The organism is Methanoculleus sp. UBA291 (assembly GCF_002499755.1).
Lineage (GTDB): Archaea > Halobacteriota > Methanomicrobia > Methanomicrobiales > Methanoculleaceae > Methanoculleus > Methanoculleus palmolei.
The window spans coordinates 1-22,087 of sequence record NZ_DANC01000055.1 but is presented as its reverse complement, the minus strand read 5'-3'; the positions used below and the strand labels follow the sequence as shown (position 1 = coordinate 22,087).

Annotated in this window: 23 protein-coding genes; 15 read left to right on the top strand and 8 right to left on the bottom strand. The window is 60.4% G+C overall.

Features of this window, described 5'->3' with window-relative positions:
* The first annotated feature begins 235 nt into the window (after window positions 1–235).
* From BP737_RS13270 to BP737_RS13260, 3 genes are all read left to right on the top strand, one after another.
* The gene (locus BP737_RS13270; protein ID WP_292407277.1) at window positions 236–616 is read left to right on the top strand and encodes a hypothetical protein; all 381 of its coding nucleotides are present in this window, start codon (window positions 236–238) and stop codon (window positions 614–616) included.
* Window positions 617–918: 302 nt separating this feature from the next.
* The gene (locus tag BP737_RS13265; protein WP_292407280.1) at window positions 919–1,122 is read left to right on the top strand and encodes a hypothetical protein; all 204 of its coding nucleotides are present in this window, start codon (window positions 919–921) and stop codon (window positions 1,120–1,122) included.
* Between the two features lie 35 nt (window positions 1,123–1,157).
* Complete coding sequence (locus tag BP737_RS13260) at window positions 1,158–1,685, top strand: hypothetical protein (RefSeq protein ID WP_292407283.1); 528 nt, start codon at window positions 1,158–1,160, stop codon at window positions 1,683–1,685.
* 527 nt (window positions 1,686–2,212) lie between these two features.
* Here BP737_RS13260 and BP737_RS13255 read toward each other — a convergent pair.
* A complete protein-coding gene (locus BP737_RS13255; protein WP_292407286.1) occupies window positions 2,213–3,349 on the bottom strand; it encodes a CBS domain-containing protein in 1,137 nt (378 codons plus the stop codon).
* A gap of 53 nt (window positions 3,350–3,402) precedes the next feature.
* Here BP737_RS13255 and BP737_RS13250 point away from each other — a divergent pair, with 53 nt between their 5' ends.
* Both BP737_RS13250 and BP737_RS13245 read left to right on the top strand, forming a co-directional pair.
* Window positions 3,403–3,666, top strand: a complete 264-nt coding sequence (locus tag BP737_RS13250; protein ID WP_292407290.1) for a PRC-barrel domain-containing protein — start codon at window positions 3,403–3,405, stop codon at window positions 3,664–3,666.
* 45 nt (window positions 3,667–3,711) lie between these two features.
* Window positions 3,712–4,446 carry a tRNA(His) guanylyltransferase Thg1 family protein gene (locus tag BP737_RS13245; RefSeq protein WP_292407293.1) on the top strand — a complete coding sequence of 245 codons (735 nt, stop codon included), beginning with the start codon at window positions 3,712–3,714 and terminating at the stop codon, window positions 4,444–4,446.
* On the opposite strand, the gene ileS is transcribed toward BP737_RS13245, so the two are convergent.
* Entirely contained in the window at window positions 4,429–7,608 is a 3,180-nt protein-coding gene (gene ileS / locus BP737_RS13240; protein ID WP_292407297.1) for an isoleucine--tRNA ligase, read from the bottom strand. The genes BP737_RS13245 and ileS overlap by 18 nt on opposite strands.
* 187 nt (window positions 7,609–7,795) lie before the next feature.
* Between ileS and BP737_RS13235 the strand changes: the two genes are divergently transcribed.
* Complete coding sequence (locus BP737_RS13235) at window positions 7,796–8,278, top strand: TIGR00725 family protein (RefSeq protein ID WP_292407302.1); 483 nt, start codon at window positions 7,796–7,798, stop codon at window positions 8,276–8,278.
* On the opposite strand, the gene BP737_RS13230 is transcribed toward BP737_RS13235, so the two are convergent.
* From BP737_RS13230 to BP737_RS13220, 3 genes are read right to left on the bottom strand one after another with little or no spacing between them, the layout of a single operon-like run.
* Window positions 8,205–10,067 carry a molybdopterin biosynthesis protein gene (locus BP737_RS13230; protein ID WP_292407332.1) on the bottom strand — a complete coding sequence of 621 codons (1,863 nt, stop codon included), beginning with the start codon at window positions 10,065–10,067 and terminating at the stop codon, window positions 8,205–8,207. The genes BP737_RS13235 and BP737_RS13230 overlap by 74 nt on opposite strands.
* Window positions 10,061–11,263, bottom strand: a complete 1,203-nt coding sequence (gene glp / locus BP737_RS13225; protein WP_292407335.1) for a gephyrin-like molybdotransferase Glp — start codon at window positions 11,261–11,263, stop codon at window positions 10,061–10,063. The genes BP737_RS13230 and glp overlap by 7 nt, the downstream gene beginning before the upstream one ends.
* Window positions 11,260–11,442 carry a hypothetical protein gene (locus BP737_RS13220; RefSeq protein WP_292407337.1) on the bottom strand — a complete coding sequence of 61 codons (183 nt, stop codon included), beginning with the start codon at window positions 11,440–11,442 and terminating at the stop codon, window positions 11,260–11,262. Before BP737_RS13220 ends, glp begins: the two co-directional genes overlap by 4 nt.
* A 93-nt stretch (window positions 11,443–11,535) precedes the next feature.
* Between BP737_RS13220 and BP737_RS13215 the strand changes: the two genes are divergently transcribed.
* The 9 genes from BP737_RS13215 (at window position 11,536) to BP737_RS13175 (ending at window position 19,392) form a co-directional block, all read left to right on the top strand.
* On the top strand, window positions 11,536–12,849 hold the full coding sequence (locus BP737_RS13215; RefSeq protein ID WP_342686259.1) for a D-aminoacyl-tRNA deacylase: 1,314 nt from the start codon (window positions 11,536–11,538) through the stop codon (window positions 12,847–12,849).
* A complete protein-coding gene (ftsZ, locus tag BP737_RS13210) occupies window positions 12,846–13,943 on the top strand; it encodes a cell division protein FtsZ (RefSeq protein ID WP_292407343.1) in 1,098 nt (365 codons plus the stop codon). The genes BP737_RS13215 and ftsZ overlap by 4 nt, the downstream gene beginning before the upstream one ends.
* A 6-nt stretch (window positions 13,944–13,949) precedes the next feature.
* A complete protein-coding gene (locus BP737_RS13205) occupies window positions 13,950–14,159 on the top strand; it encodes a protein translocase SEC61 complex subunit gamma (RefSeq protein WP_292407346.1) in 210 nt (69 codons plus the stop codon).
* A 5-nt stretch (window positions 14,160–14,164) separates the two neighbouring features.
* Entirely contained in the window at window positions 14,165–14,638 is a 474-nt protein-coding gene (locus BP737_RS13200; protein WP_292407358.1) for a transcription elongation factor Spt5, read from the top strand.
* A gap of 205 nt (window positions 14,639–14,843) precedes the next feature.
* Window positions 14,844–15,320 (top strand): 50S ribosomal protein L11, encoded by a 477-nt coding sequence (locus BP737_RS13195; RefSeq protein ID WP_292407349.1) that lies wholly within the window; start codon window positions 14,844–14,846, stop codon window positions 15,318–15,320.
* Window positions 15,321–15,371: 51 nt separating this feature from the next.
* Window positions 15,372–16,013, top strand: a complete 642-nt coding sequence (locus BP737_RS13190) for a 50S ribosomal protein L1 (RefSeq protein ID WP_292407352.1) — start codon at window positions 15,372–15,374, stop codon at window positions 16,011–16,013.
* Window positions 16,013–17,041 (top strand): 50S ribosomal protein L10, encoded by a 1,029-nt coding sequence (locus BP737_RS13185; RefSeq protein WP_342686258.1) that lies wholly within the window; start codon window positions 16,013–16,015, stop codon window positions 17,039–17,041. The genes BP737_RS13190 and BP737_RS13185 overlap by 1 nt, the downstream gene beginning before the upstream one ends.
* 30 nt (window positions 17,042–17,071) lie before the next feature.
* Window positions 17,072–17,398 carry a 50S ribosomal protein P1 gene (gene rpl12p, locus BP737_RS13180; RefSeq protein ID WP_342686257.1) on the top strand — a complete coding sequence of 109 codons (327 nt, stop codon included), beginning with the start codon at window positions 17,072–17,074 and terminating at the stop codon, window positions 17,396–17,398.
* 158 nt (window positions 17,399–17,556) lie between these two features.
* Complete coding sequence (locus BP737_RS13175) at window positions 17,557–19,392, top strand: KUP/HAK/KT family potassium transporter (RefSeq protein WP_342686256.1); 1,836 nt, start codon at window positions 17,557–17,559, stop codon at window positions 19,390–19,392.
* 102 nt (window positions 19,393–19,494) lie between these two features.
* Here BP737_RS13175 and BP737_RS13170 read toward each other — a convergent pair whose 3' ends face one another.
* Genes BP737_RS13170 through BP737_RS13160 form a run of 3 tightly spaced genes read right to left on the bottom strand, consistent with a single transcriptional unit; the run spans window position 19,495 to window position 21,980 of the window.
* A complete protein-coding gene (locus tag BP737_RS13170; RefSeq protein ID WP_292406306.1) occupies window positions 19,495–20,253 on the bottom strand; it encodes a DUF364 domain-containing protein in 759 nt (252 codons plus the stop codon).
* Window positions 20,254–20,256: 3 nt separating this feature from the next.
* A complete protein-coding gene (locus tag BP737_RS13165; RefSeq protein WP_292406309.1) occupies window positions 20,257–21,291 on the bottom strand; it encodes an ABC transporter ATP-binding protein in 1,035 nt (344 codons plus the stop codon).
* Window positions 21,288–21,980: a GTP-binding protein gene (locus BP737_RS13160; RefSeq protein WP_292406312.1), complete on the bottom strand. Its 693-nt coding sequence runs from the start codon at window positions 21,978–21,980 to the stop codon at window positions 21,288–21,290. Before BP737_RS13160 ends, BP737_RS13165 begins: the two co-directional genes overlap by 4 nt.
* Between the last annotated feature and the right edge of the window lie 107 nt (window positions 21,981–22,087).

Genomic DNA, 22,087 nt, shown 5'->3' with positions numbered 1-22,087 from the left:
TTTTGCAGATGGCCGATCGATACGTACGTCGCTGTGGCCGTAAAATATAAATATCAAAACGTTGACGTCCCCTTGCGGATGCTCAAAAAAGCGTTCGCATCATGGTGGAGGCTCACCTGGCCTTGCACGGATAGGGTGAACCCCCCACGGCCCGAAGGCAAAAAAGTGTTTCGCATTCCATGTATATTAAGGTTGTGCATCTTTTGCCTCCGGGGATGTAACAGGAGGAAGTCAAATGAATGGAAAGATTGGAATGCGGGCACTCTCCGCGCTCTTTGCTATACTGCTGGTGAGCGTGACGATGGTGCCGGCGGTGGCTGCGTATAGCGAGGCGAAAGTGTATGAGGATGCTCTGGGAAGCGTCGAGATCGTCAGAGAAACCGCGAGTGCCAGGGAGAGCTATGTAACCGTTCCGCACAAAGGCGACTCCGACCAAAAATTCTTTGTTAAGGAATGGAAGGATGAGGTGGATGGAAGAGAGGTCTGGAGGATTAATGTATTTGAGGTCGATTCCAGAGGGGCTGTTGCTAACACCCGATCCTCAGAGACTCGTACTACTGGAACGACTCAACCGGTCTTCATATACACTTTGGAACTTACGATATGGATAATTTGATCGCACCAGGGGGTTTTTTAGTAGTCGAAAGTCTAGGAGCGGCACTGGCCGTAATATTGGGACTAGCTGCTCTCCCCGCACTAGCCTTGGCCGTGGCGATTGCAGGAGCGTTAATCTTCAACGCCTGGTACTACAGGAATCTAGATGGAAGTCTGGACATGTATTTCAGTACTCTGACTCTTGCACTCATTCCTGTGTACCTGGCGATGCCGGGACCGCAACCGATTGTCGTGAGACTGGGATCGCACGATGTGCCGGTGCTTATATAACCAATACGAGCCCATTTTTTGGGGTTGAATTCCATGAAACGAAAAAAAATAATTATTGGATTCACGATCTTAGGTTTTATTATATTGCAGTTTGTTTTCTATAGGCTCATAGGTATCTGGGAAGAAGGCGCGAAACACGGTTTTTCCCAGGTCACGTTCATACTTGGAGTGGTGCTGGGCGTAGCATACGCCTACTTAGCATATATTGTTGACACACGCCTTCCCGACGATCCGTAGAACTATTTCATTACACCGAATGGAAAACGGTTCAAATGAAGACAGATTCAAACGAGAGACCGAGCAGGGCAGGGGGAGCAGTACTCGGGCTACTATTGGCAATCACATGGATCGTTCTTATTCTATTGCTCGTTGAACGTATCTTCTTCCCTCATCAGGGCGGCGGCATTCAAAATCCCGTCATCAACTGGCTTTATATCGGTCCCATGGTGTTCCTTGTCTGCGCCGGGAACTACCTGATGTACCAGCGGAAAGTAGGAGGTACCGAAGCCGCTCGTGGCGCAGCTGAACTTAAAATTCTCTTCTTTGGCGTTTTGCTCTGGTTCCCCGTCACACTGGCGCTGTTTCTCATGCAGTGGGGCGGTCACGGGCAACTGAGTTCGATGGTAGGGCTCCTGACCATGCTCATTATGCTCGCTATTTACACGTTGTGGGAGAGACGGCAGTACGGAGACATTCTCCTGAAAGCGCAGAGCAGGACAATTCACGTTAAGGTAGCGGAAACGCGAGATCACTATCTGTCCCCGGTTTTTCTCTCTCACACCGGGGTAGTGCTCCATTAAATCACTGGTATCACATTTCTAGTGTCTCTACATATTATTCACATATTTTTATTTATTCTCAAGAATAGTATTGCCCATGTCCCGTGCCCGCAGTTCCGGCACGATGACCTGCCAGAATTCTGGATGCCGGTTCTTCCAGCTTGAGGAAGGGAAAGATCTCATTATGAATGGGAGGAATTGTGCTGGGAATCAGCAGTATTTCTGTAAACACTGCCAGACGTTGTCAACGGCGGCGTAACTTTGTGCACTTTCGGCGGTCTAAAAGTGTACATCGGACAACACTCCCATCACTGTGTTTGTACCCAGGGAAAATCTATTGGAGAGCTTATCGGCAACATCCTCGATGCCGCCACCCTTGCATTTCTGGACGAATTAGAAACTGGTGAAACAGTTTCCATCGTCGCAACGTCTTAAACACCAACCAACCATCGACAAACATTAACTAAGGACGGATTTGCGTGTCGCATCATCCAGTTGTTAGCGGGAAAAAACTCATCAAAACTGAGTGAAGAGGAACTATCCACCCCCTACTTCTCCTCTCTCAGTTCCATCACCCGGAGCACGTCCGTCCGGGTGACGATCCCGACAAGATTGCCGTCTTCGACCACCGGGATTCTCCCGATATTCATGCCCGAGATGACCTTCAGCGCATCGATGAGCGGCGCCGACGGCGAGAGGGTGGTCGGGGTCCGGGTCATGACGTCCCGCACCTGCATCGCCTCCCGGTCGACCGGCGAACTCTTGTGGACGTCGGCGAGAGCGACGATCCCGACAAGCGACCCCCGTTCCACCACGGGAAACCCGAGGTGTTTCGTCTCGTACATCATATCCATCAGCTGCGGGAGCGGCATCGTCGGTTCTACGGTGACGACCGGGCTGCTCATTGCGTCCGCCACCGTGACGTCCTGCAGCAGGATGTTGTAGCGGAGGTAAGTGGCCTCCTGGTTTGCCCCGATGTAGATGAAGAAGGCGATGAGGATCAGGATGGGGTTGAGGAGCAGGAGTCCGATGATCCCGAAAATGACGGCAAACGCCTTCCCGACATCGGCGGCGATCCGGGTTGCCTGGGAGAGCGGCAATCTTCGCGCAAGCCATGCTCGAAGCACGCGCCCCCCGTCCATGGGAAACGCCGGGATAAGGTTGAACGCAAAGAGCAGGACGTTTAAGAGACCGAGATAGCCGAAGGTGAAGACGAGGACGCCGGCCAGCCCCGGGTCCGGGACGAGAGCGTCGAAGACGTAGACCAGAGCACTGCAGATCACCCCGACGGCAAGGCTCATGAGCGGACCCGCGAGCGCCATGGGGAGTTCCACCTTCGGGTCCGGCATCGTCTCCTCCATCTGGGAGACCCCCCCGAGGATGAGGAGCGTGATGCTGTGGATCTTGATCCCCTTCGCTTTCGCGATGAGCGAGTGGGCCAACTCGTGGATGAAGACCCCGACAAAGAGGCCGAGCGCAACGACGGTCCCGAGGATGTAGGGATTGAACCCAGCCGTGATCAGCGTCACGTCGATCGGAACATCGAAGAGGACTGCAATCACCTCGGTCGTGAGCAGGATCTGGCTCCCGATGATCCAGGCAAAGAGAGGGATCACTAGAAGAAAACTCCAGTGCAATTTGACCGGAATCCCGGCCAGGTTTCCGATCTGCAACGACGCATCCATGAGAAAAGAGTATCTTTTTATCATTTATAGTAATATACCTTCAGAGGATGCCGATGAGAACACAGATTACAGAGCTGTTCGGACTGAGTGTCTATACCGATAGGGCTGTATATATCGGGAACGTCGATGATGTCGTGCTCGACGTCGACCAGAAGAAGATCGACTCCCTTGCGGTCGGCGAGCTCAACCCCGAGATCGGAGAGGTAAAAGGCTACTCGGGACTGCAGATCCCCTTCCGGGTCGTAAAGAGCATCGGGGATATCGTCATCGTCCGCCATATCCCCGGTATCTTCAGGTCGCCGGAAAAAGAAGAATAAACGCGAATCCGACCGGTCCGGGGCTCCTCATACATCTGATAGCATATGGATATTCAAGACCGGGAGATCTTCGCGGGTCTCACCATCTTCCCCCCTGTTTTTGTCAGGCTCGACGGCCGGGCTTTTCACCGCCTGACCCGGACGCTCAATTTCAAAAAACCGTTCGACCCCGCCTTCTGCGCGAGCATGCGGGCTGTCTGCCGCTACCTCCTCACCGAAAGCGGTCTTGCTCCTGCGTTCGCCTATACCTTCTCCGACGAGATCAGCCTCTATTTTAAGACGCTGCCGTTCTCCGGGCGGGTGGAGAAGATCGACTCCGTGACCGCCGCGATTGCGGCGAGCAGGCTCACGATCGAACTCAGGTGCGCCGAACCTCTTGCGTTCGATGCCCGGACAATCCCCGCAACGGGGGAGTTTGCTGTCGAGTACCTCATCTCCCGGCAGAACGAGGCGTGGCGGAACCATATCAACGCCTACTGCCAGAGTGCGCTGGTCGACGAAGGGATGAGCCCCCGGGAGGCCGCCGCCGCACTCCGGGGGATGCGGTCCGATGCGATGCACGAGATGATGTTTGAGCGAGGCATCAACCTGGCGGCAACGCCTGCCTGGCAGCGGCGGGGTATGCTCCTCTACCGGGAAGAGTGCATAAAAGAGGGGTATAACCCCATAACGGGCGAGATCGTGCAGGCCCAGCGGACCTGCATCCGGGAACCGGAGGTGACCCCTCTCTTCTCAACGGACGAGGGGGCCGCCCTGATCCGTTCACTCACCGGCGCGTGAGATGCCGATCTGCATCCGCACGCCTTCCACGTCCCAGTCTTTCTCGAGTTCAAAGGTCTCTGCCGGCTTCTTTCCGTCTGCGTGGCGGACGGTGAGGGTTGCCGCCCGCACCTCTCCGGCGATCTCGTTCTGCCACACCTCTTCCCCGATGAGCGAGGCCACCCTTCCATCGGCAATATCCACGGCTGCGGCGATGAAGTCGTCGACGTTCAGGTCCAGCTGGCGCCGCATCTCCTGGATTCGCCGGATGACCTCGCGAGAATAGCCCTCGGCTTCGAGCCCCGGCGTGAGGGTGACGTCCACGTAGACCGTCGCGTCCTTCATGGGGGCGGAGAAGACACCCTCGGGGAGGGCCTCCGCGAAGGCGACGTGACGTGCAGACACTTCGTAGCCGTCGAGTTCGGCTTTTCCGTCCCGCTCGATGGTGGCCTTCAGGGCGGTGCCGTCCGCCCGCTCGATCAGCGCCTTGACCTTCGGCCCCTCCCTGCCGAACTCCGGGCCGACACTACGCATCACCGGTTCTGCCTGCCAGAGGAGCCGGTCCCACGTCCCGTAGACGACCCGAACCGTCCGGGCGTTCGCCCGGTTCCGGGCAAGAGCGTTCAGGTCGTGGAAGGCTGCCTTCACGTCTTCGCTTTCGGTGACTACCACGACCTCTTCTACCGGCCAGCGGAGTTTCCGCTTTCCGGCCTGCCGGGCGTTGGCGACCGCGTCGTCGAACGACCGGATGACCTCCATGTCGGCCTCAAGGTGCGAATCGATCAGGAGGTCGTCCACCTTCGGCCAGTCGAGCATATGGACGCTCTCCGGGTCTCCCGCAAGACGGAGGTTCCGGTACATCTCCTCGGTTATATGAGGAGTAAACGGAGAAAGAAGCACTATCAGGCGGCGCATGACGTAGTAGGAGGCCTCGTAGGCATACCGCTTCTCCGGAGAATCCTCTTCAAGCCACATCCGCGGCCGAACGATCTGCACGTACCAGCGGGAGAGGTCCTCGAGGATAAAGGCGGAAAGCGTCCGCGTTATCCTGTGGAGCAGGTACTCCTGCATATCCCCGGCTATCGACCGGGCGAGCGAGTTGACCCGGGAGATGATCCAGCGGTCTTCCTCCGGCATTTTTTCGATGTTGTCCCGGACGAACGCGTCGTTCCACCGACCGCCGTCGTCGGACGCCGGCTGGAACGAGTCGAGGGCCATATACGGGAGCGGGAACCGGTAGACGTTCCAGAGGATGTTGAGCGCCCGGTGAATGGTCTTCACGCCGTCCCAGTTGAACTTCAGGTCGTCCCAGGGGGCGTTTGCCCAGAGGACGTAGAACCGGAGGACGTCGACGCCGAACTGGTTCATCACCTCTTCGGGCGTCACGACGTTTCCGAGGCTCTTGCTCATCTTGCGCCCATCGGCGTCGAGAGCAAACCCGTGCATCAGGACGCTTTTGTAGGGAGCGCGGGAGAACGCCATGGTGCTTGCCCCGAGCTGGGAATAGAACCAGCCCCGGGTCTGGTCCTGTCCTTCGGTGATGAAGTCCGCCGGCCAGTAGCGGTCGAAGGCCTCGCGCCGCCGGGGGAACCCGAGGGTTGCCCAGGACGCGACCGCCGAGTCGAACCAGACGTCGAAGATATCGGCGACCCGGTGCATCTTTCCGCCGCAGGAGCACGGGATGGTGACCGCATCCACGTAGGGGCGGTGGGGATCGGGGATCGCCGTTCCCGACCGCTCTTCGAGTTCGGCGATGGTGCCGATGACGATCTTCTCTCCGCACTGCGGGCAGTGCCAGATGGGGATGGGGATGCCCCAGTAGCGCTGCCGGGAGATGCACCAGTCGCGTGACTCCTTGACGAAGTCATGGAACCGGGCGCTTCCTGCCCATTCCGGATACCACTTCACCTTCGTGATCTCGTCGAGCATCCGGTCGCGGACGGTGGTGGCCTTCAGGAACCACTGTGCCGTCGCACGGTAGATGATGGGGGCCTTGCACCGCCAGCAGTGGCCGTAGCGGTGGGTGATCGTCTTCCGGGCGAGGAGGTAGCCGCCGAGTGCGTCGATGACGACATCGTTTGCGTCCCGGACGTACATGTCGGCAAACGCCCCGGCCTCCGGGGTGAAGCACCCTCCGGCGTCGACCGGGCAGAAGACCTCAAGCCCCTCCCGGATACCGACCAGGTAGTCGTCCCACCCGTGGCCGGGGGCGATGTGGACGAGGCCGGTGTTCTCGAGCGCGACGTAGTCGGCCGCCACGACCCGGTGCCGGATCTCCGCCTGGTGCGGCACGTGACCGGCGAGCGGGGAGGTGTACTCCATGCCGACGAGGCTGCTCCCCGGGACCTTATCGAGGACCGTGTAGTCCTGATACCTGCCCATCTTCAGGACGGGTTCGACGAGTTCTTCGGCGAGCCAGAGAACCTCCTCGCCGTTGTCTTTCTTCGCCCGCACCCGCGCGTAGGTGAACGCGGCGTTGACCGCCACCGCCACGTTCGCGGGAAGGGTCCAGGGCGTCGTCGTCCAGATCACGAGGTACTCGTTTTCGCGCCCGACGACGGGGAACTTGACGAAGATGGAGGGGTCGGTCTCGTCCCAGTAGTCCACTTCGGAGTCGGCGATCGCCGTCTCGCACCGGGGGCACCAGTTCACGACCCGGTGGCCGCGTTCGAGGAGCCCGTGCCTGTCGGCCTGCTGGAGCGCCCACCACGCGGACTCGATGTACTCCTCCTTGATGGTCTGGTAGGGGTTGTCGAAGTCGAGCCAGATGCCGAGCCGCCGGAACTGGTCGCTCATGATCTCCATGTGCGTCAGGGCAAACGTCCGGCATTGTTCGATGAATGCGGCGATACCGTACTCTTCGATATCTTTCTTCGAGGTGAACCCGAGCTGGTGCTCAACCTGCACCTCGATGGGGAGGCCGTGCATGTCGTAACCGGCGCGCTCGATGACGTTTTTGCCCAGCATCCGCTGATACCGGAGGATAGCGTCTTTTATGATCTTGTTCCAGGCGGTGCCGAGGTGAATGTTGCCGGTGGTGTACGGCGGCCCGTCGACGAAAAAGAACGCTTCCCCATCCTTCCTCCTCTCCTGGACACGTGCATAGATATTTTCGCTCTTCCAGTAATCCTGGACTCGCGTCTCGATCTCGCGCGGGTTATAACTGCTGGTGACTTCTTTCACCTCATATCCCTCATAGTCACACTCTGGTGTACCATTTGTTGTTGTGAGACAAAGTGTTTGTGTGTGCCCCGCGTGCCCCGCAGGGCAGGCGGGGCAGGAGCACCGCAAGGTGCGACTCTCGACTGGCCGCAGGGCAGGAGCGCCCCCCCGTCCAACCCATTATCTCCTCACCCCCCGACCTCTCCCCATGCAGATAGCCGTCATCGGGAGGGGGGACTGCTCCGGAGAAGACTACGGGCTTGCAGAAGCCGTCGGCCGCCTCATCGCCGGGAACCACGGGACCGTCTGTTGCGGCGGCCTCGGCGGGGTGATGGAGGCCGCCTGCAGGGGCGCAAAAGAGGGCGGGGGGGCGACCGTCGGCATCCTCCCGGATGTCGGGGACGGAAACCCCTATCTCGACGTGGTGGTCCGCACCGGCATGGGGCACGCGAGGAACGTCGTTCTCGTGAACTCGGCGGATGCGGTGATCGCCGTCGGGGGCGGCTACGGCACCCTCTCGGAGATCGCGATCGCGCTCAAGACAGGAAAACCGGTCTACGGTCTTTTGACCTGGAAGATAGAGGGGGTGAGGGAGTGCGCCACGCCCGGGGAGGCGGTCAGCCTCGCAGTCCGCGCAGGACGCCGGTCTCGCCCGTCTCGTAGCCCCCGAGGTCCCGGAGGACCCGCTTGAACGCCTCCGACGAGACAGTCTCGACGAGGGCCGCGATCCGGGGGTCGTCGAGCATCGCCCGGTGAATCGCGAGTTCGTAGCGCTCCGTCGCCACCGGGACGAACGCGAGACCGAGCGCCTTTGCGGCGCTGTAAACGCCCATTCCTGCATCGGCCTCCCCGGTCCGGACGGCCAGGGCCACCGCAAGGTGCGTCGTCGCCTCGCGGTCGTAGCCCGGGATGGCGGCCGGTGCGATCCCGCGTTTTGTGAGAACGTGGTCGAAGAGCACCCGCGTCCCCGACCCCTTCTGCCGGTTGATGAACGTCCGGCCGGGTAGATCGTCAATCGTCAGCCCGTCGCGGGACATGACCCCCTGCTGGCGTTCCGCCACGCAGAGGAGGACGAGGTCCGCGCCGGGCAGGTAGCGCTCCAGGTAATGGATATTGTAGGTGCCGTCGGGGGAGAGAAGGTGCATCGGGGCCGCGTGGCACTCCTGCTTCTTCAGGGCAATCACGCCGCCCATGCTCCCGACGTGGGTGGAGTGGATATCGACATCGCGCGGTCGGATGAGGTCGGCCAGGTAGTCGAGGGCCGGGTCGTGGCTGCCGGTGATGAGCACCGCTTCCTCCGCCTCCGCGCGGGGGACGGTGAGCCGGACGCTCATCGTCTCCCCGGCCTCGACCCCCTCTTTCTGCGCCGGGATCTGCAGGTATGCGTTCGCCCGCACCGCGCTCATCTGAACTCCGGCGCCCCGGGACTGGGGCACCGCCACCCAGCGGTCGCCGATCCTCCCCACCGAGAGGAGGACGAACTCGTCCGTCCCGATATCCGAGTGCAGGCTCGTGGTAAGCCGGGCGTCGACGCATTCCGGCCGGGGGACGGAAAGGCCGTAGCGGGCTATGAACGGCAGCACGATCTCGCGGAGCACGGTTGCCGCCGCAAGGGGATAGCCGGGAAGGCCGATCACCGGTTTTCCCTCAATCCGGCCGATGATCACCGGTTTTCCGGGTTTGATGGCGACCCCGTGCGCCAGCACTTCGCCGAGGTCCCGGACGATATCGGCGGTGTAGTCGCGGGTCCCGGCGGACGAGCCGGCCGAGACGAACAGGATATCGTTCTCGGCGACGCCGCGCCGGACGGCGTCCCGGATCCGGTCGTAGTCGTCCGGGACGATTGCGTAGCGGTGCGCCTCCACGCCCGCCTCCTCGAGTACCGCCGCGGCCATCAGGGTGTTGCTCTCCACCACCTTCCCGGGCGGCGGCATCTCGCCCGCCGGCACCAGTTCGCTCCCGGTGGGGATCAGCCCCGCCCGGACATTTTTGACCGCGACCTCGGTGACCCCGTAGTTTGCGAGCGCCCCCACGTCCTGCGGCCGTATCCGGTGGCCCTGCGGGAGGATCATCTCCGACTCCCCGATATCCTCGCCGACCGGGCGGATGTGCTGCCAGGGGCTGACCGGCTTTCTGATGGTGTAGGTCTCGCCCTCAACCCAGACATCCTCGATCATCACCACCGCATCGTAGCCGGGCGGGACGATGTTTCCCGTGTTGACCCGCACCGCAACCGGGAGGGTCACCGGGTGCTGCTCGCTTGCCCCGCGGGTATCGGCGCTTCTTACCGCGATCCCGTCCATCGCCGAGAGGTGGATGGCGGGGACCGAGAACCTGGCGAATATGGGCCCGGCGGTGATCCTGCCGACCGCTCCGGTGGTCACCGGGACCCGGACGACCCCGGGGATCGCCGGGAAGGAGCGCTCCACGAGCTCCCGCGCTTCGGCGAGAGAGATGACCGAGAGGTAGCGTTTCACCACAGAATCACCTCAACCTCTTCGCCGACCTCGAGCCCCTCGCTCGACGCCGGGATCTGCACCAGCCCCCCGCTCTGCACCAGGGTGTTGAGGAGCCCCGACTTCCCGAAGACCGGCGTCGCCTTCCCGTTCCTGACGCTGACCCGGACGTAGTCCTCCCTCCCGCGGGTGGAAGGAACGTTCTCTGTCAGCTGTGCGCGGATGGTCCGCCGTGAGACGGTGGTCATCTGCATCGCCGCGAGCAGGTGGTCGACGACGGCGACGAGCACGACATAGGTCGATGCCGGGTGCCCCGGGAGTCCGATAACCGGTTTTCCCCCCGCCGTTCCGATGATGGTGGGTTTTCCCGGCGCGATGGCGATCCCGTGCACCAGCACCTCGCCGAGTTCCGCGATGACCGCGGCGGTGTTGTCCCGCTCATCTTTCGAGGACCCCCCCGAGACCAGGACCGCATCGCACCGGTCAAGCGCCGAAGAGACTGCCCTCTTCAGCATCGCCTGCTCGTCCCTGACGATCCCGAAGTAGACCGGGTGGCACCCCCGCTCCGTCACGAAAGCGCCGGCGAGGTAGGAGTTTGCGTCCCGCACCTCCCCCGGCCCCGGGGTCTCGACGACGGGGACGAGTTCGTTCCCCGTGGATATGATCCCGATCTTCGGTCTCGTCACCACAGATACCCGGTCGGCGCCGACCGCCGCGGCTACGCCGATCTCCCGGGGCGAGAGCACACGGCCCCGCTCCAGGGCGACCTTCCCGGCGCCGAAGTCTTCGCCCCGGAAGACCACGTTCTCGCCGGGCGCCACCGGGCGGTGTATCAGAACGTCGTCCCCGATCTGCTCTGCGTGCTCGATCATCACCGCCGCGTCCGCCCCCTCCGGGAGAGCCCCTCCGGTGGGAACGTATCGGCACGCCCCTGAAGAGATCTCACCCACATCCGCGCTTCCCATCCCGACCCGGCCCCGGCACTGGAGCATAGCCGGGATGGCCTCGGAGGCCCCGGTGGTCTCGGCAGCGGCGAGTGCGTAGCCGTCGACCGTCGAGCGGTCGAACCCCGGGATATCGATATCGGCACGGACATCCCGCGCGAGAACCCGATGGAGGGCGTCTTCGAGCGGGACCTCCTCGCACCCGGGCAGCGGGGCGATCCTCCGCACCGCCTCCACGGCCTCGCTGACGGACACGACCTCAAGGAAGAGGCTCATCTGAAGCAGCCCAACTGGCAGGCCCGGATCTTGATCCTCGGTTCGCGCTGATTGCAGTATCGGGCAATGTCCGCCTTCGAGATGTCGTACTTCCCGGAGATCTCGAACGCCTGCGGGCAGGTGATCTCGTTTTCTATGCCGTACGCCTCGAACGCTTTGCGTATCTTCTCTTTGTCCATAGTACCAACATGGTTTGCCTGCCGGCAGATAGGATTTACTGTCGGGTCAACAAGCACTATCATTTAGCGTCCTGCCCGCCCATGTATGTACCGATGCGGATCGCGCTGATCAACTCAAGAGAGGATTGTGCGGGGGTGAACATCCGCGATCGCCTCCGGGAACTGCTTGCGGAGGGCGGGTCGTGGCCGCTTGCGAACCGGCATACGCTGGCGTTCCACGAAATCGCGGGAAGATTGATCTATCAGGACCGGATCGATGAAGAGGTCGATGCCGATCTCATTATCTTCCTCTCCCGGCACTCGAGCGTGCACCCGACGCCCGCCCTGACCGTGCACGCGACCGGAAACTACGGTGCCGCCGAACTCGGCGGAGAGCCACAGACTCTTGCGCCGGCATCTCCGGCATGGATGCACGCCGTCCTTGGTAGCCTCGCCGCCCGGGCCCCGGAGGGCTACCGGGTCTCCTACGAAGTGACGCACCACGGTCCGACGGCGCTATCCACGCCGTCATTCTTCGTCGAAATCGGGTCCACCGCCGCTGAATGGGCCGACCCGGTCGCAGGAAGGGCGGTAGCGGAGAGCATCCTCACCGCCCGGCCACTGAAGACGATCAACCTCATCGGCTTTGGTGGGACCCACTACGCCATGCGGCAGACCGCTATCGCTCTCTCTTCCCGGGGCGCTTTCGGCCACATCGTGCCGACCCGTCAGGTCGGCGACATAACCCCGCCCCTCATCCTGCGGATGCAGGAGGCGAGCCGTGCCGTTGCCACTTACATCGACCGAAAAGCACTCTCGACCGGTGAATTCGAACGGATCGAGCGGATGCTTGACGATGCCGGGATCATTCACCTCACCGAGTCTGAAATCCCGGAGGTCTCGCGTCTCGATTGGGCCACTTACTGCAGGGTCAGAGCTCTCGCCGGAGAGATCGCTCCCGGCTCCCGCATCCACATCCACGGCCTCGCGGGAGAGGGAACTCCGGTCCCGGTAACCGTTGCCCCGGACCTTGTTGAAGAGATCGTAAAATCCAGTAAAGACAGATTTCTTGAATCCATCGATGAATTGCCGATTGTCCATCTCTCAAAAGGGTCGGCGGAAGTACTGCCGACGTTTATCGGCTTTGAGGATGCATCCTCCCAACTCGCAAGAGATATAACTACCCTGTGCGTAAAACTCTTACTTATCTGTGAAAATGCTGTTATCGACGGTGATCACCTTGTCCTTTGCAAGGTGCGGTTCGACCCCGGGAAAGCGCGCATGCTCGGGGTTCCGAAGGGGCCGCTCTTTGCCACGCTTGCCGGTGGGAACGCGGTTACGGTCGAAGGACGAAGGATTACCGCCGATGCAGTACAGACAACCAGCGTGAAGCGGATACATATCCCGGGATTGGAGAGATATACATGAAATCCATTGTAGAAGAGGCACTTTCACGGGCACGAGAGGATCAGCGCTTTTCTGAGCCCATAGAGGTCGACAAGGAGCTTGAGGAGGTCCTCATGGAACTCCGGACTGAGATCGCGGTCGTCGGGTGCGGTGGCGGCGGTTCGAACACGATCACCCGGATGTCGGAGGAGGGTATCAACGGAGCGCGGCTGATCGCCCTCAACACCGACGCCCAGCACCTTATCCGGACCCGGGCGGACACCCGGATCCTGATCGGGAGACAGAGGACCCGCGGCCTTGGCGCGGGTTCGATCCCCCAGGTCGGCGAGGAGGCGGCCCTCGAGAACGAGGACGACATCAAGCGGGCCGTCGAAGGGTGCGATATGGTTTTCATCACCACCGGCCTCGGGGGCGGCACCGGTACCGGCTCCGCACCCGTGGTCGCGAAGTCCGCCCGGGAGGAGGGCGCCCTTACCATCGCGGTAGTTACCCTGCCGTTCACGGCCGAAGGCGCGATCCGGGGTCAGAACGCCGAGGCCGGTCTTGAGCGGCTCCGCGAGGTGGCGGATACCGTTATCGTCGTGCCGAACGACCGCCTGCTCGAGGTCGTGCCCCGACTCCCGCTCCACGCCGCCTTCAAGGTCTCGGACGAGGTGCTGATGCGTGCGGTGAAGGGCATCACCGAACTGATCACGATGCCCGGGCTCGTGAACCTCGACTTCGCTGATGTCCGGACCGTCATGGAGCGGGGAGGCGTGGCGATGATCGGGATGGGCGAGAGCGACAGTGAGGACAAAGCCGCCGACTCGGTCAAGAAGGCGCTGCGCTCCCCGCTGCTCGACGTGGACATCGGCGGGGCGAGCGCCGCACTTGTCAATGTCGTCGGCGGGCCCGATATGACCATGTTCGAGGCAGAGGCCGTCATCCAGGAGGTTTACGACCGCATCGACCCCGACGCCCGCATCATCTGGGGCGCCCAGGTCGACCCCGAGATGCAGGGCAAGATGCGGACGCTCCTCGTGGTCACCGGTGTCCGGTCACCACAAATATATGGGAGAAACGAAAAGAGTATGCCACGGATGATGAAAGAGTTTGAGATTGACTTCCTGAAGTGAGTCGAGATGATGGATTATAAAGAAAAATTTGAAGGCGCAAAATCGTTCAAGATCGAAGAGGAGCTCTTCAAGAAGTACTGGCGCGTGCTGAAACTGGCACGGGCGCCGACCCGCGACGAGTTCTCGAAGATCGCCATCGTGGCGGCGGTCGGGATCATGCTCATCGGTCTTGTCGGGTTTGTCATATACGAGATCATGCTGGTATTGCCTAAATGATGAATATGGCTGAGAGCGGAAACAGGGTATATGCAATAAAGACGACCGCGAAACAGGAACGAACGGTTGCCGACAACATCGAGAAGGTGACGAGGGAGCAGAAGGACATTCATGTGACGGCCGTCATGGTCCCTGAGGAACTGAAAGGCTACGTCCTTGTGGAGAGTCCCGACTCAATCGCCCGAATCGAACAACTGGTGGAGCTGATCCCTCATGCGCGCGCGGTGGTGCAGGGCTCGACTGCGCTCTCGGAGGTGGAGCATTTCCTGGTGCCGAAACCGGTGGTCAGCGGCATCACCGAGGGCACCATCGTCGAGATCATCGCCGGACCGTTCAAGGGTGAGAAGGCGGTCGTCAAACGTATTGATTCCGGAAAAGAAGAGATCACGGTCGAGCTCTACGAGAGCATGGTCCCCATCCCGATCACGGTTCGCGGCGATTCCGTTCGCGTCGTGGAGCGGTCGGAGAGTGGCGGTTAGGCGCATTCTCTTCTCCCTTTTTTAACCCGGGCAACGGGGAGTCGCTGCATCGGTGTTGATGCTGTTTCCCTCATTCTGACGTGCCCGCCTGCGCGACGGGCCCGGTATTTGCGCGGCACGGTCCGGCATTATATTTAAATCTCTTTACGATGACCTTAGATAACCCAGGCAACTATTCCCCTGAGGAATAAGCTGGAGAATTTGTATGACAGAAACGGTCGAGGTATTGGTACCCGGCGGCAAGGCAACAGCAGGCCCGCCTCTCGGGCCTGCGCTCGGACCTCTCGGTATCAACGTGAAGGCTGTCGTCGATGAGATCAACAAGAAGACGGCTGATTTCAACGGCATGCAGGTGCCGGTGACGGTCGCGGTCGACGATAAGCGCAACTACACGATTGAAGTGGGCATTCCGCCCACGACGGCGCTTGTTATGAAAGAAGCCGGTATCGAAAAGGGGTCTGCAGAGCCGGGCGCTCAGGTGGCGGGAAACCTGCCGCTGGAGGCCGCTGTCCGTATCGCCCGTATGAAACTTGATGGCATGCTCTCGTACGACCTGAAATCTGCGGTCAAAGAGGTCGTTGGAACGTGCGTGAGCGTCGGTGTCACCGTCGAGGGCAAGAGCCCCCGCGAGATGATCCAGGCCATCAACGACGGAGCATACGACAGCGTACTCGTCGCATAGATGTCAGACAACCATAGAAGATCGTGAGGTCGCGTACTATGGAGGAAAAGGATGGTCGATAAAACCAGTATACAAAAAGCCGTGACGACGGCCCTCTCGCAGGCTCCGGAAAGGAAGTTCGTGGAGAGCGTGGATATCACCGTCAACCTCAGGAATCTCGATATGTCCCAGCCCAAGAATCGTATCGATGAGACGATTCTCCTCCCGAACGGTTTTGACAACGTCAAGATCGCCGTTCTCGGGAAGGGCGACATCACCACACAGGCCAAAGAGGCGAATGTGGACCTTATTATCGGACCTGAGGAGATCGAGCGGCTCGGGGGAGAACCCCGGGAAGCGCGTAAAATGGCGGAAGAGTATCAGTTCTTCCTTGCAGAGACGGCAGTGATGCCTCTCGTCGGTCGTTATCTCGGTGTCAGGCTCGGTCCGCGGGGCAGGATGCCCATGCCGGTTCCGCAGGGAATGGATATCCGGCCCATTGTTCAGCGTCTGAGGGGTTCCGTGAAGATCCGGACGAAGGACAAGAAAGTCTTCCACACGAAGGTTGGGTCGGCCGGAATGGAACCGGAGCAGATCGCCGAGAACATCGAAGCGGTTCTTCGGCGGGTTGAGTCCGTCCTGGAGAGCGGGGCACTGAACATTCACTCGGTCTACGTGAAGACAACCATGGGGCCGGCAGTGAGGGTAATCTAATGGCACTCTACACACACCACCTGCCCAAGTGGAAGAAGGACGAGGTGGACGAGATCAAGCGCGGTATCGGGGAGCATTCGCTCGTCGGCGTTGTGGACATGTACGGCATTCCCGCCTCGCAGGTCCAGCATATCCGGAGGAACCTCCGCGGTACGGCGAGGGTGAAGATGGCCCGGAACACGCTGATCGAGCACGCCTTAAATGAGGTCGGCGGCAGCGTTGTGGCTCTGAGGGAACATGCCGAAGGCCAGAGCGCCATGATCTTCACGAACGAGAACCCTTTCAAACTCTTCAAGCTGCTTGAGCAGACCAAGACGAAGATGGCGGCGAAGCCCGGCGAGATTGCACCGGAGGATATCGTCGTCCCGAAGGGCCCGACCAGCTTCAAGCCCGGCCCCATTGTGGGCGAACTCCAGCAGGTGGGCATTCCGGCAGCCATTGAGGGTGGAAAGGTCAAGATTCGTGAGACGAAGACGGTCGTGAAGAAGGGTGAGGTCATCAGCAAGAAGATTGCCGATGCTCTCGTGAAGCTCGACATCAAGCCGATGGACGTTGGTCTCGTCCTCCAGGCTGCTTACTACAAGAACACCGTCTTTACGCCCGACCTCCTCGTTATCGATGAAGAGGCTTACTACCGCAATATCGTGCTTGCGGCCCAGCAGGCGTTTAACCTCTCGGTCAATGCCGTCATCCCGACACCGCTCACCATCGGCGCCATCATCGGCAAGGCGGTTCGGGAAGCCCGGACTGTGGGTGTCGAGGCGAGCATCTACGAGAAGGACATCATCGACCTGATCATCGGGCGGGCACAGCGGGAGATGCTGGGCGTTGCGCTTGCGGCAGAGGCCCATGGGTTCGAGCTCGATGAGGCGACCCTGAAGGCCGCCTCGGCGGCAACCGTTGCGGCGGCACCCGCGGCAACAGAGAAAACAGCCGAGGCAAAGCCCGAAAAAGAAGAGACGGAAGAGGAGAAGAAGGAAGAGGAAGAAGAGAGCGGCATGGCCGGTCTCGGCGCCCTCTTCGGCTAACAGTATTTCAAAATCTGAGGTGAATGAACTATGGAGTATATCTATGCTGCACTGCTCCTGCACAACGCAGGCAAGGATGTAACTGAAGAGAATGTGACTGCTGTCCTGAAGGCGGCCGGTGTCGCCGTCGAGGATGCCCGTGTGAAGGCCCTTGTCGCCGCACTCGAAGATGTGAACATCGACGAGGCCATCAGCAAGGCCGCCGTTGCTCCGGCCGCCGCCGCACCCGCGGCAGCCGCTGCTGCCCCTGCCGCCGCCGCACCCGCTGCCGCAGCCGCGGACGAGGCCAAGGAAGAGGCGAAGAAGGAAGAGGAAGAGGAGAGCGGCATGGCCGGTCTCGGCGCCCTCTTCGGCTAAACTTTTTTTCTTTTGCCGGCGGTTGCCGGTATTATGATCCGCCGGAATCTGTCGGTGTTCCGGGCATATCAGAGGGATGTACCACGGAGTTACGGCTGTTTGCGTGAAGAAATGAGCGATTGAATAGATTTATTGGCAGCAGGCGGCCATCTTCCTGTATGGGGGGAACTGGCGCCGCTGGAGGCGGGAAGGAGACCGGAACTCTGGGTGCAGTCAAGGCAGCCGGCCTTGTCTTTGGTGATATCGGAACAAGCCCCATCTACACTCTGACGGTGATTCTCGCCCTCATTCCCCGGACCGAAGCCGCGGTCCTCGGCGTCCTTTCCCTGATCATATGGACCCTGATCCTGATCGTCTCGGTCCAGTACGCCTGGCTCGCTATGAGCCTGGGAAAGAAGGGAGAGGGCGGGACAATCGTGCTGCGGGAGCTCCTGAACCCGCTCCTGAAGCACCCCAGGTCGCGCTATGCCCTCCTGATCCTGACCGTGATCGGGGTCTCGCTCCTGATCGGCGACGGCGTGATTACCCCGGCAATCAGCATCCTCTCGGCCGTCGAAGGTGTGCCGCTGATCCCGGGCCTCAAGGGGGTGGGGTCGGACGCGCTTATCCTGCTTGCGGCCGGCATCGCCATTGTACTCTTCTCCATTCAGCGGCGGGGCACCGATCGGGTCGCGGTCACCTTCGGGCCGCTCATGGTCGTCTGGTTTGCCGCGCTGACTCTGTCGGGCATCATCATGATCGTACAGGCGCCCACCGTCCTCTGGGCGATCAATCCACTCATCGGGGTGAACTTCCTCTTCTCGAACGGGCTTGAGTCCTTCCTGGTCCTCGCGTCGGTGATCCTCTGTGCGACGGGCGGCGAAGCCCTGTACGCCGACATGGGACACCTCGGCCGCGAACCGATCCGTCGGGCCTGGTGCTTCGTCTTCCCGGCGCTCGTGATCAATTACCTGGGACAGGGGGCTTTTGCGCTGATACAGCCCGATGCATCGAGCATCCTCTTTGAGATGATCCTCTCCCTCTCGGCTGGTCTGTACATCCCCTTCGTCCTCCTCTCGATCGCCGCGACCGTGATCGCGTCGCAGGCGATGATCAGCGGGATCTTCTCGATCGTCTATCAGGGGATCATGACCCGGCTCCTGCCGACACTGAAGGTCGAATACACATCGACCGCGCTACGGTCGCAGATCTACATCAACAGCGTCAACTGGATGCTGCTTTTCGCCGTGCTCTTTGTGATGCTCTTCTTCCGGGAGTCCCGGCACCTTGCGTCCGCATACGGGCTCGCCGTCACGGGAACGATGGTTATCTCCGGTATCCTGATCACCGGCATCTTCCTATACCGGCACCGGTACGGCCATGCAGCCCTTGCGTGGGGCATCACCCTTATCGACTTCCTCTTCCTCGGTGCGAGCCAGAGCAAGCTCGTGACCGGCGGGTACTGGTCGCTTGTGTTCGCAGCCGTGCCGATGGGTGTGATCCTGATCTACCTTGCGGGCCAGCGCCGGCTCCATCGTGCGTTCCGGCCGGTTCAGCTCAAGGATTTTCTCCGTCAGTACCGTAAGATCCGGGACACCATGGAGCCTATCAGCGGTACCGCCCTCTTTTTCGCCCGGGACGTGAAACGGATACCGCCGTACATCGCCCGGACCATGTTCGTGAACAACATCCTGTATCAGGATAACATTCTGGTCTCGATTGTGGTCGACGACACGCCGTTCGGGGTCGTGCACGGCTTCAAGCGTGACCTGGCCGAGGGACTCCGGACATTTGAGATCCGGCACGGATACCTCGAGTTCGTGGACATCACCCCGATCCTGAGGGAACATGACATTCGGGAGAAAGTGATCTTCTATGGGCTCGAGGAGATCGTGACCAACCATCTGGTCTGGCAGGTGTTCGCCACGATCAAACGGCTTGCGCCGACATTCGTCCAGTTCTACCGTTTGCCGGCGGACCACATGCACGGCGTTTCGACCCGGATCGAGATGTGACGGACGAAAAGAGAGGGTCTCCGCCCCCGTCAGCCGCTATAGACCTCTGCCGGTAAGTACGGGCGGCACGTCCATGAGCGGCAACGATGCGCCGCAATCTCCTCAGGGGCGGAGGTACTGCACCTTCATTCCCGCCCCGAAGATCCTCTGGCTCTCCGCTCCTGCAATAATCCTTTTGGCGAGCGGAGCGTCGGTCACGACAAAACCCGAGAGATCGGAGACGCCGTAATCGAAGAATACCGAGGACAGAGGAGTTCCCGGACCTACGATCGTCACCGCTTCTGCATTCTCCGAGAGTTCAAGAAGCCGCGGCATGCTCTTGTCCCCGACGGCGGCACAGGTCAGGAACGCATAATCGCATTCCGGCAGCAGATACTCACAGGCGGAATACGGGTAATCCCCCTCCGCGGGGTCCCACTCAACGATGCTCAGGTCGGAGACCGGGGCGATCAGCTTCTCAAGGAACGGAAAATGACCGACGACACAGACCTTCTTTCCTTTCACGAGGTTCTGGGACCGGATGAACGGGTCTTTCAGCCGCTCCTCAACCCGCTTCTTTTCCGGAACCTCGATCCCTGCGCGCCGAGCGACATCCGGGTGGTTGTACCACGCATCGATCGCCGACTGGCCGATGGACGCTTCCCGCAGATTCCAGGACTTCACACACCCGGCGACCTCTTTTAACGGCATTCCAATCCGATTTTTGGTCATCATCGGCGCGCGCTGGACATAATCGCGGTATGCCGCAAGACCGATGCCGCCGTTTGCCTCAACATACGTCATCTCTCCGCCGACGACGATGTCATCGACGATGATATCGTCCGGGATCTCTTCGATCAATGCGTCGTATAACTCCCACATAGGTCATTTCTCCTGAAATTCCGGGATACTCTCTTTTGCAACGATCCCTCCTCCCCGGAGTTGATTACGGATATCGAGGAGGACGGAGTCGATCGCCTCGATTTTATGCAGCGTCTCTTCTTCTTCCGCCGTCGTTTCAATCACTTTTGCAATGCCGCCGTTTCTGATGACGATCCGTTTGTCTGCGCGGAGGGCGAGGAGCGGATCGTGCGTCGACATGAGGACGATCTTCTCGTTGCCGACAAGGAGCTTGACCGCCTCCCGCCGGTCGATTCCTGCATTTTCCAGTTCGTCGATAAGGATGATCGGGGATGAACTCAGAAGTGCGGTATCGGCGATCATCAGCGACCGCGACTGCCCGCCGGAGAGCTGGGTGACTTTCGTATCGAGCGTAAATTTCTCGCCCGCAAGAGAGTTGGCAACCGCAAAACACTTCTCCACAACTGCGGCGGGATCGGGGATCATCCGGCTTTTTGCGTGCATTTTCAGGAATTCCTGCACGGTTAAGTCCATGACGAAGTTCATATTCTGCGAGAGCTGGGCCACCAGTTTGCCCCCGGTGGCGAATCTTTTGTCGGCATCGGGAACCGAGCCGTTGATGAGGATCTGCCTTGCGGTCGGCGTATCGCGCTGGGCGAGGCATTCTATATCTTCAAGCAGTCTGCTCTTCCCCGAGCCGGTGGGACCGACGATGCTGACGACCTCACCGGGCGTTATTGTCAATTCGACCATCTCCGGCCTTCCTGTCTTGTCCCGTCCGCCGAGGATCGTAACGGAGGAGATCGCCTCATCCGACCCCTTCGCCCGGGAAAACGCCTCAAGGAATGCACAGAAGTGGTAGATGACCTCCTCACGGTCGAGCCCGAACTCCTCAAGCATATCCTCATCGACATCCTCCAGAATTTCGGGGAGTGTTTTGGTCTCATCGACCCCGGCGAGTCGCATATTGGCAAGGTAATCGACTGCAAGAGGATAGCGGCGGAGGATCTCGCCGATTGGGACGGTCGAAACCTCGGCAACGTAACCGAGGGCATTCATGCGTCGTCAAACCCCACTCTTTTGACCATCCCCATCTGATACGGCTCCCCGATAAGGGTCTCGCCGGTGCAGTACGAGCAGATGGCGGCGGGCATGGTGAACCTGAGTTTGCGGTCGCGAAGCGTCTGGATATCGAGTGCGTCCTGCCAGTAGCGGGCGAGCATGAACGCTCCCTGGCCGGTAATGCCGTTGACGAAGAGAACGATTGCCGCCGCATTGACCTCGTGGACGTTGAAGGCAAAGACTTCACGCTCCGCCTGAGAGACGATATCCCCTTTGGTGACGACGACGATATCGGCGTATTTCAGCATCGGCCCGATCTTCCTCGGGGTATTGACGCCGGAAAGGTTGTCGATCACGCAGACCGACAGAATGCCGTTCACGTAAGGCGAGCACCGGTTGCAGAGCCCTGCGCTCTCCGTGACGAGAACCGACAGCCCCTTCTTCATGCCCCACTCGACCGCCCCTTCAACATTGCTGACGAAGAAGTGGTCGGGACAGATCTTGCCGGCGAACGCGGTCTGGTTGGGTATCCCCTGTTCGTCGTAGCGCTGGTGATCGAAGGAGGTGAGCGAGTCGAACTTCACGACGCCCACGCTCCCCCCGGGTAGTCCGAGAGCTGCAATGGTTTTGAGAATCACGGAGGTCTTCCCTGAAGACGGAGGGCCTGCAACGGTAATCAACTTCATGGCGTCTGCGCTTTGCTATGGGGCGCGGGGAGGTATATTATTTGCTAAATTTCTCCATTATGTTAACCGGATTTTGTTGATTTGCCCCTTCACTCCTCCTCACTCCC

Bases quoted from the DNA above. Each gene is read 5' to 3' on its own strand.
- BP737_RS13175 (WP_342686256.1), top strand. From the start codon at position 17,557: ATGGGGGGAACTGGCGCCGCTGGAGGCGGGAAGGAGACCGGAACTCTG.
- BP737_RS13260 (WP_292407283.1), top strand. From the start codon at position 1,158: ATGAAGACAGATTCAAACGAGAGACCGAGCAGGGCAGGGGGAGCAGTA.
- BP737_RS13215 (WP_342686259.1), top strand. From the start codon at position 11,536: ATGCGGATCGCGCTGATCAACTCAAGAGAGGATTGTGCGGGGGTGAAC.
- BP737_RS13270 (WP_292407277.1), top strand. From the start codon at position 236: ATGAATGGAAAGATTGGAATGCGGGCACTCTCCGCGCTCTTTGCTATA.
- BP737_RS13255 (WP_292407286.1), bottom strand. From the start codon at position 3,349: ATGGATGCGTCGTTGCAGATCGGAAACCTGGCCGGGATTCCGGTCAAA.
- glp (WP_292407335.1), bottom strand. From the start codon at position 11,263: ATGAGCCTCTTCCTTGAGGTCGTGTCCGTCAGCGAGGCCGTGGAGGCG.
- BP737_RS13265 (WP_292407280.1), top strand. From the start codon at position 919: ATGAAACGAAAAAAAATAATTATTGGATTCACGATCTTAGGTTTTATT.
- BP737_RS13190 (WP_292407352.1), top strand. From the start codon at position 15,372: ATGGTCGATAAAACCAGTATACAAAAAGCCGTGACGACGGCCCTCTCG.
- BP737_RS13160 (WP_292406312.1), bottom strand. From the start codon at position 21,980: ATGAAGTTGATTACCGTTGCAGGCCCTCCGTCTTCAGGGAAGACCTCC.
- BP737_RS13165 (WP_292406309.1), bottom strand. From the start codon at position 21,291: ATGAATGCCCTCGGTTACGTTGCCGAGGTTTCGACCGTCCCAATCGGC.
- rpl12p (WP_342686257.1), top strand. From the start codon at position 17,072: ATGGAGTATATCTATGCTGCACTGCTCCTGCACAACGCAGGCAAGGAT.
- BP737_RS13195 (WP_292407349.1), top strand. From the start codon at position 14,844: ATGACAGAAACGGTCGAGGTATTGGTACCCGGCGGCAAGGCAACAGCA.
- BP737_RS13200 (WP_292407358.1), top strand. From the start codon at position 14,165: ATGGCTGAGAGCGGAAACAGGGTATATGCAATAAAGACGACCGCGAAA.
- BP737_RS13245 (WP_292407293.1), top strand. From the start codon at position 3,712: ATGGATATTCAAGACCGGGAGATCTTCGCGGGTCTCACCATCTTCCCC.
- ftsZ (WP_292407343.1), top strand. From the start codon at position 12,846: ATGAAATCCATTGTAGAAGAGGCACTTTCACGGGCACGAGAGGATCAG.
- BP737_RS13205 (WP_292407346.1), top strand. From the start codon at position 13,950: ATGATGGATTATAAAGAAAAATTTGAAGGCGCAAAATCGTTCAAGATC.
- BP737_RS13250 (WP_292407290.1), top strand. From the start codon at position 3,403: ATGAGAACACAGATTACAGAGCTGTTCGGACTGAGTGTCTATACCGAT.
- BP737_RS13170 (WP_292406306.1), bottom strand. From the start codon at position 20,253: ATGTGGGAGTTATACGACGCATTGATCGAAGAGATCCCGGACGATATC.
- BP737_RS13185 (WP_342686258.1), top strand. From the start codon at position 16,013: ATGGCACTCTACACACACCACCTGCCCAAGTGGAAGAAGGACGAGGTG.
- BP737_RS13220 (WP_292407337.1), bottom strand. From the start codon at position 11,442: ATGGACAAAGAGAAGATACGCAAAGCGTTCGAGGCGTACGGCATAGAA.
- BP737_RS13235 (WP_292407302.1), top strand. From the start codon at position 7,796: ATGCAGATAGCCGTCATCGGGAGGGGGGACTGCTCCGGAGAAGACTAC.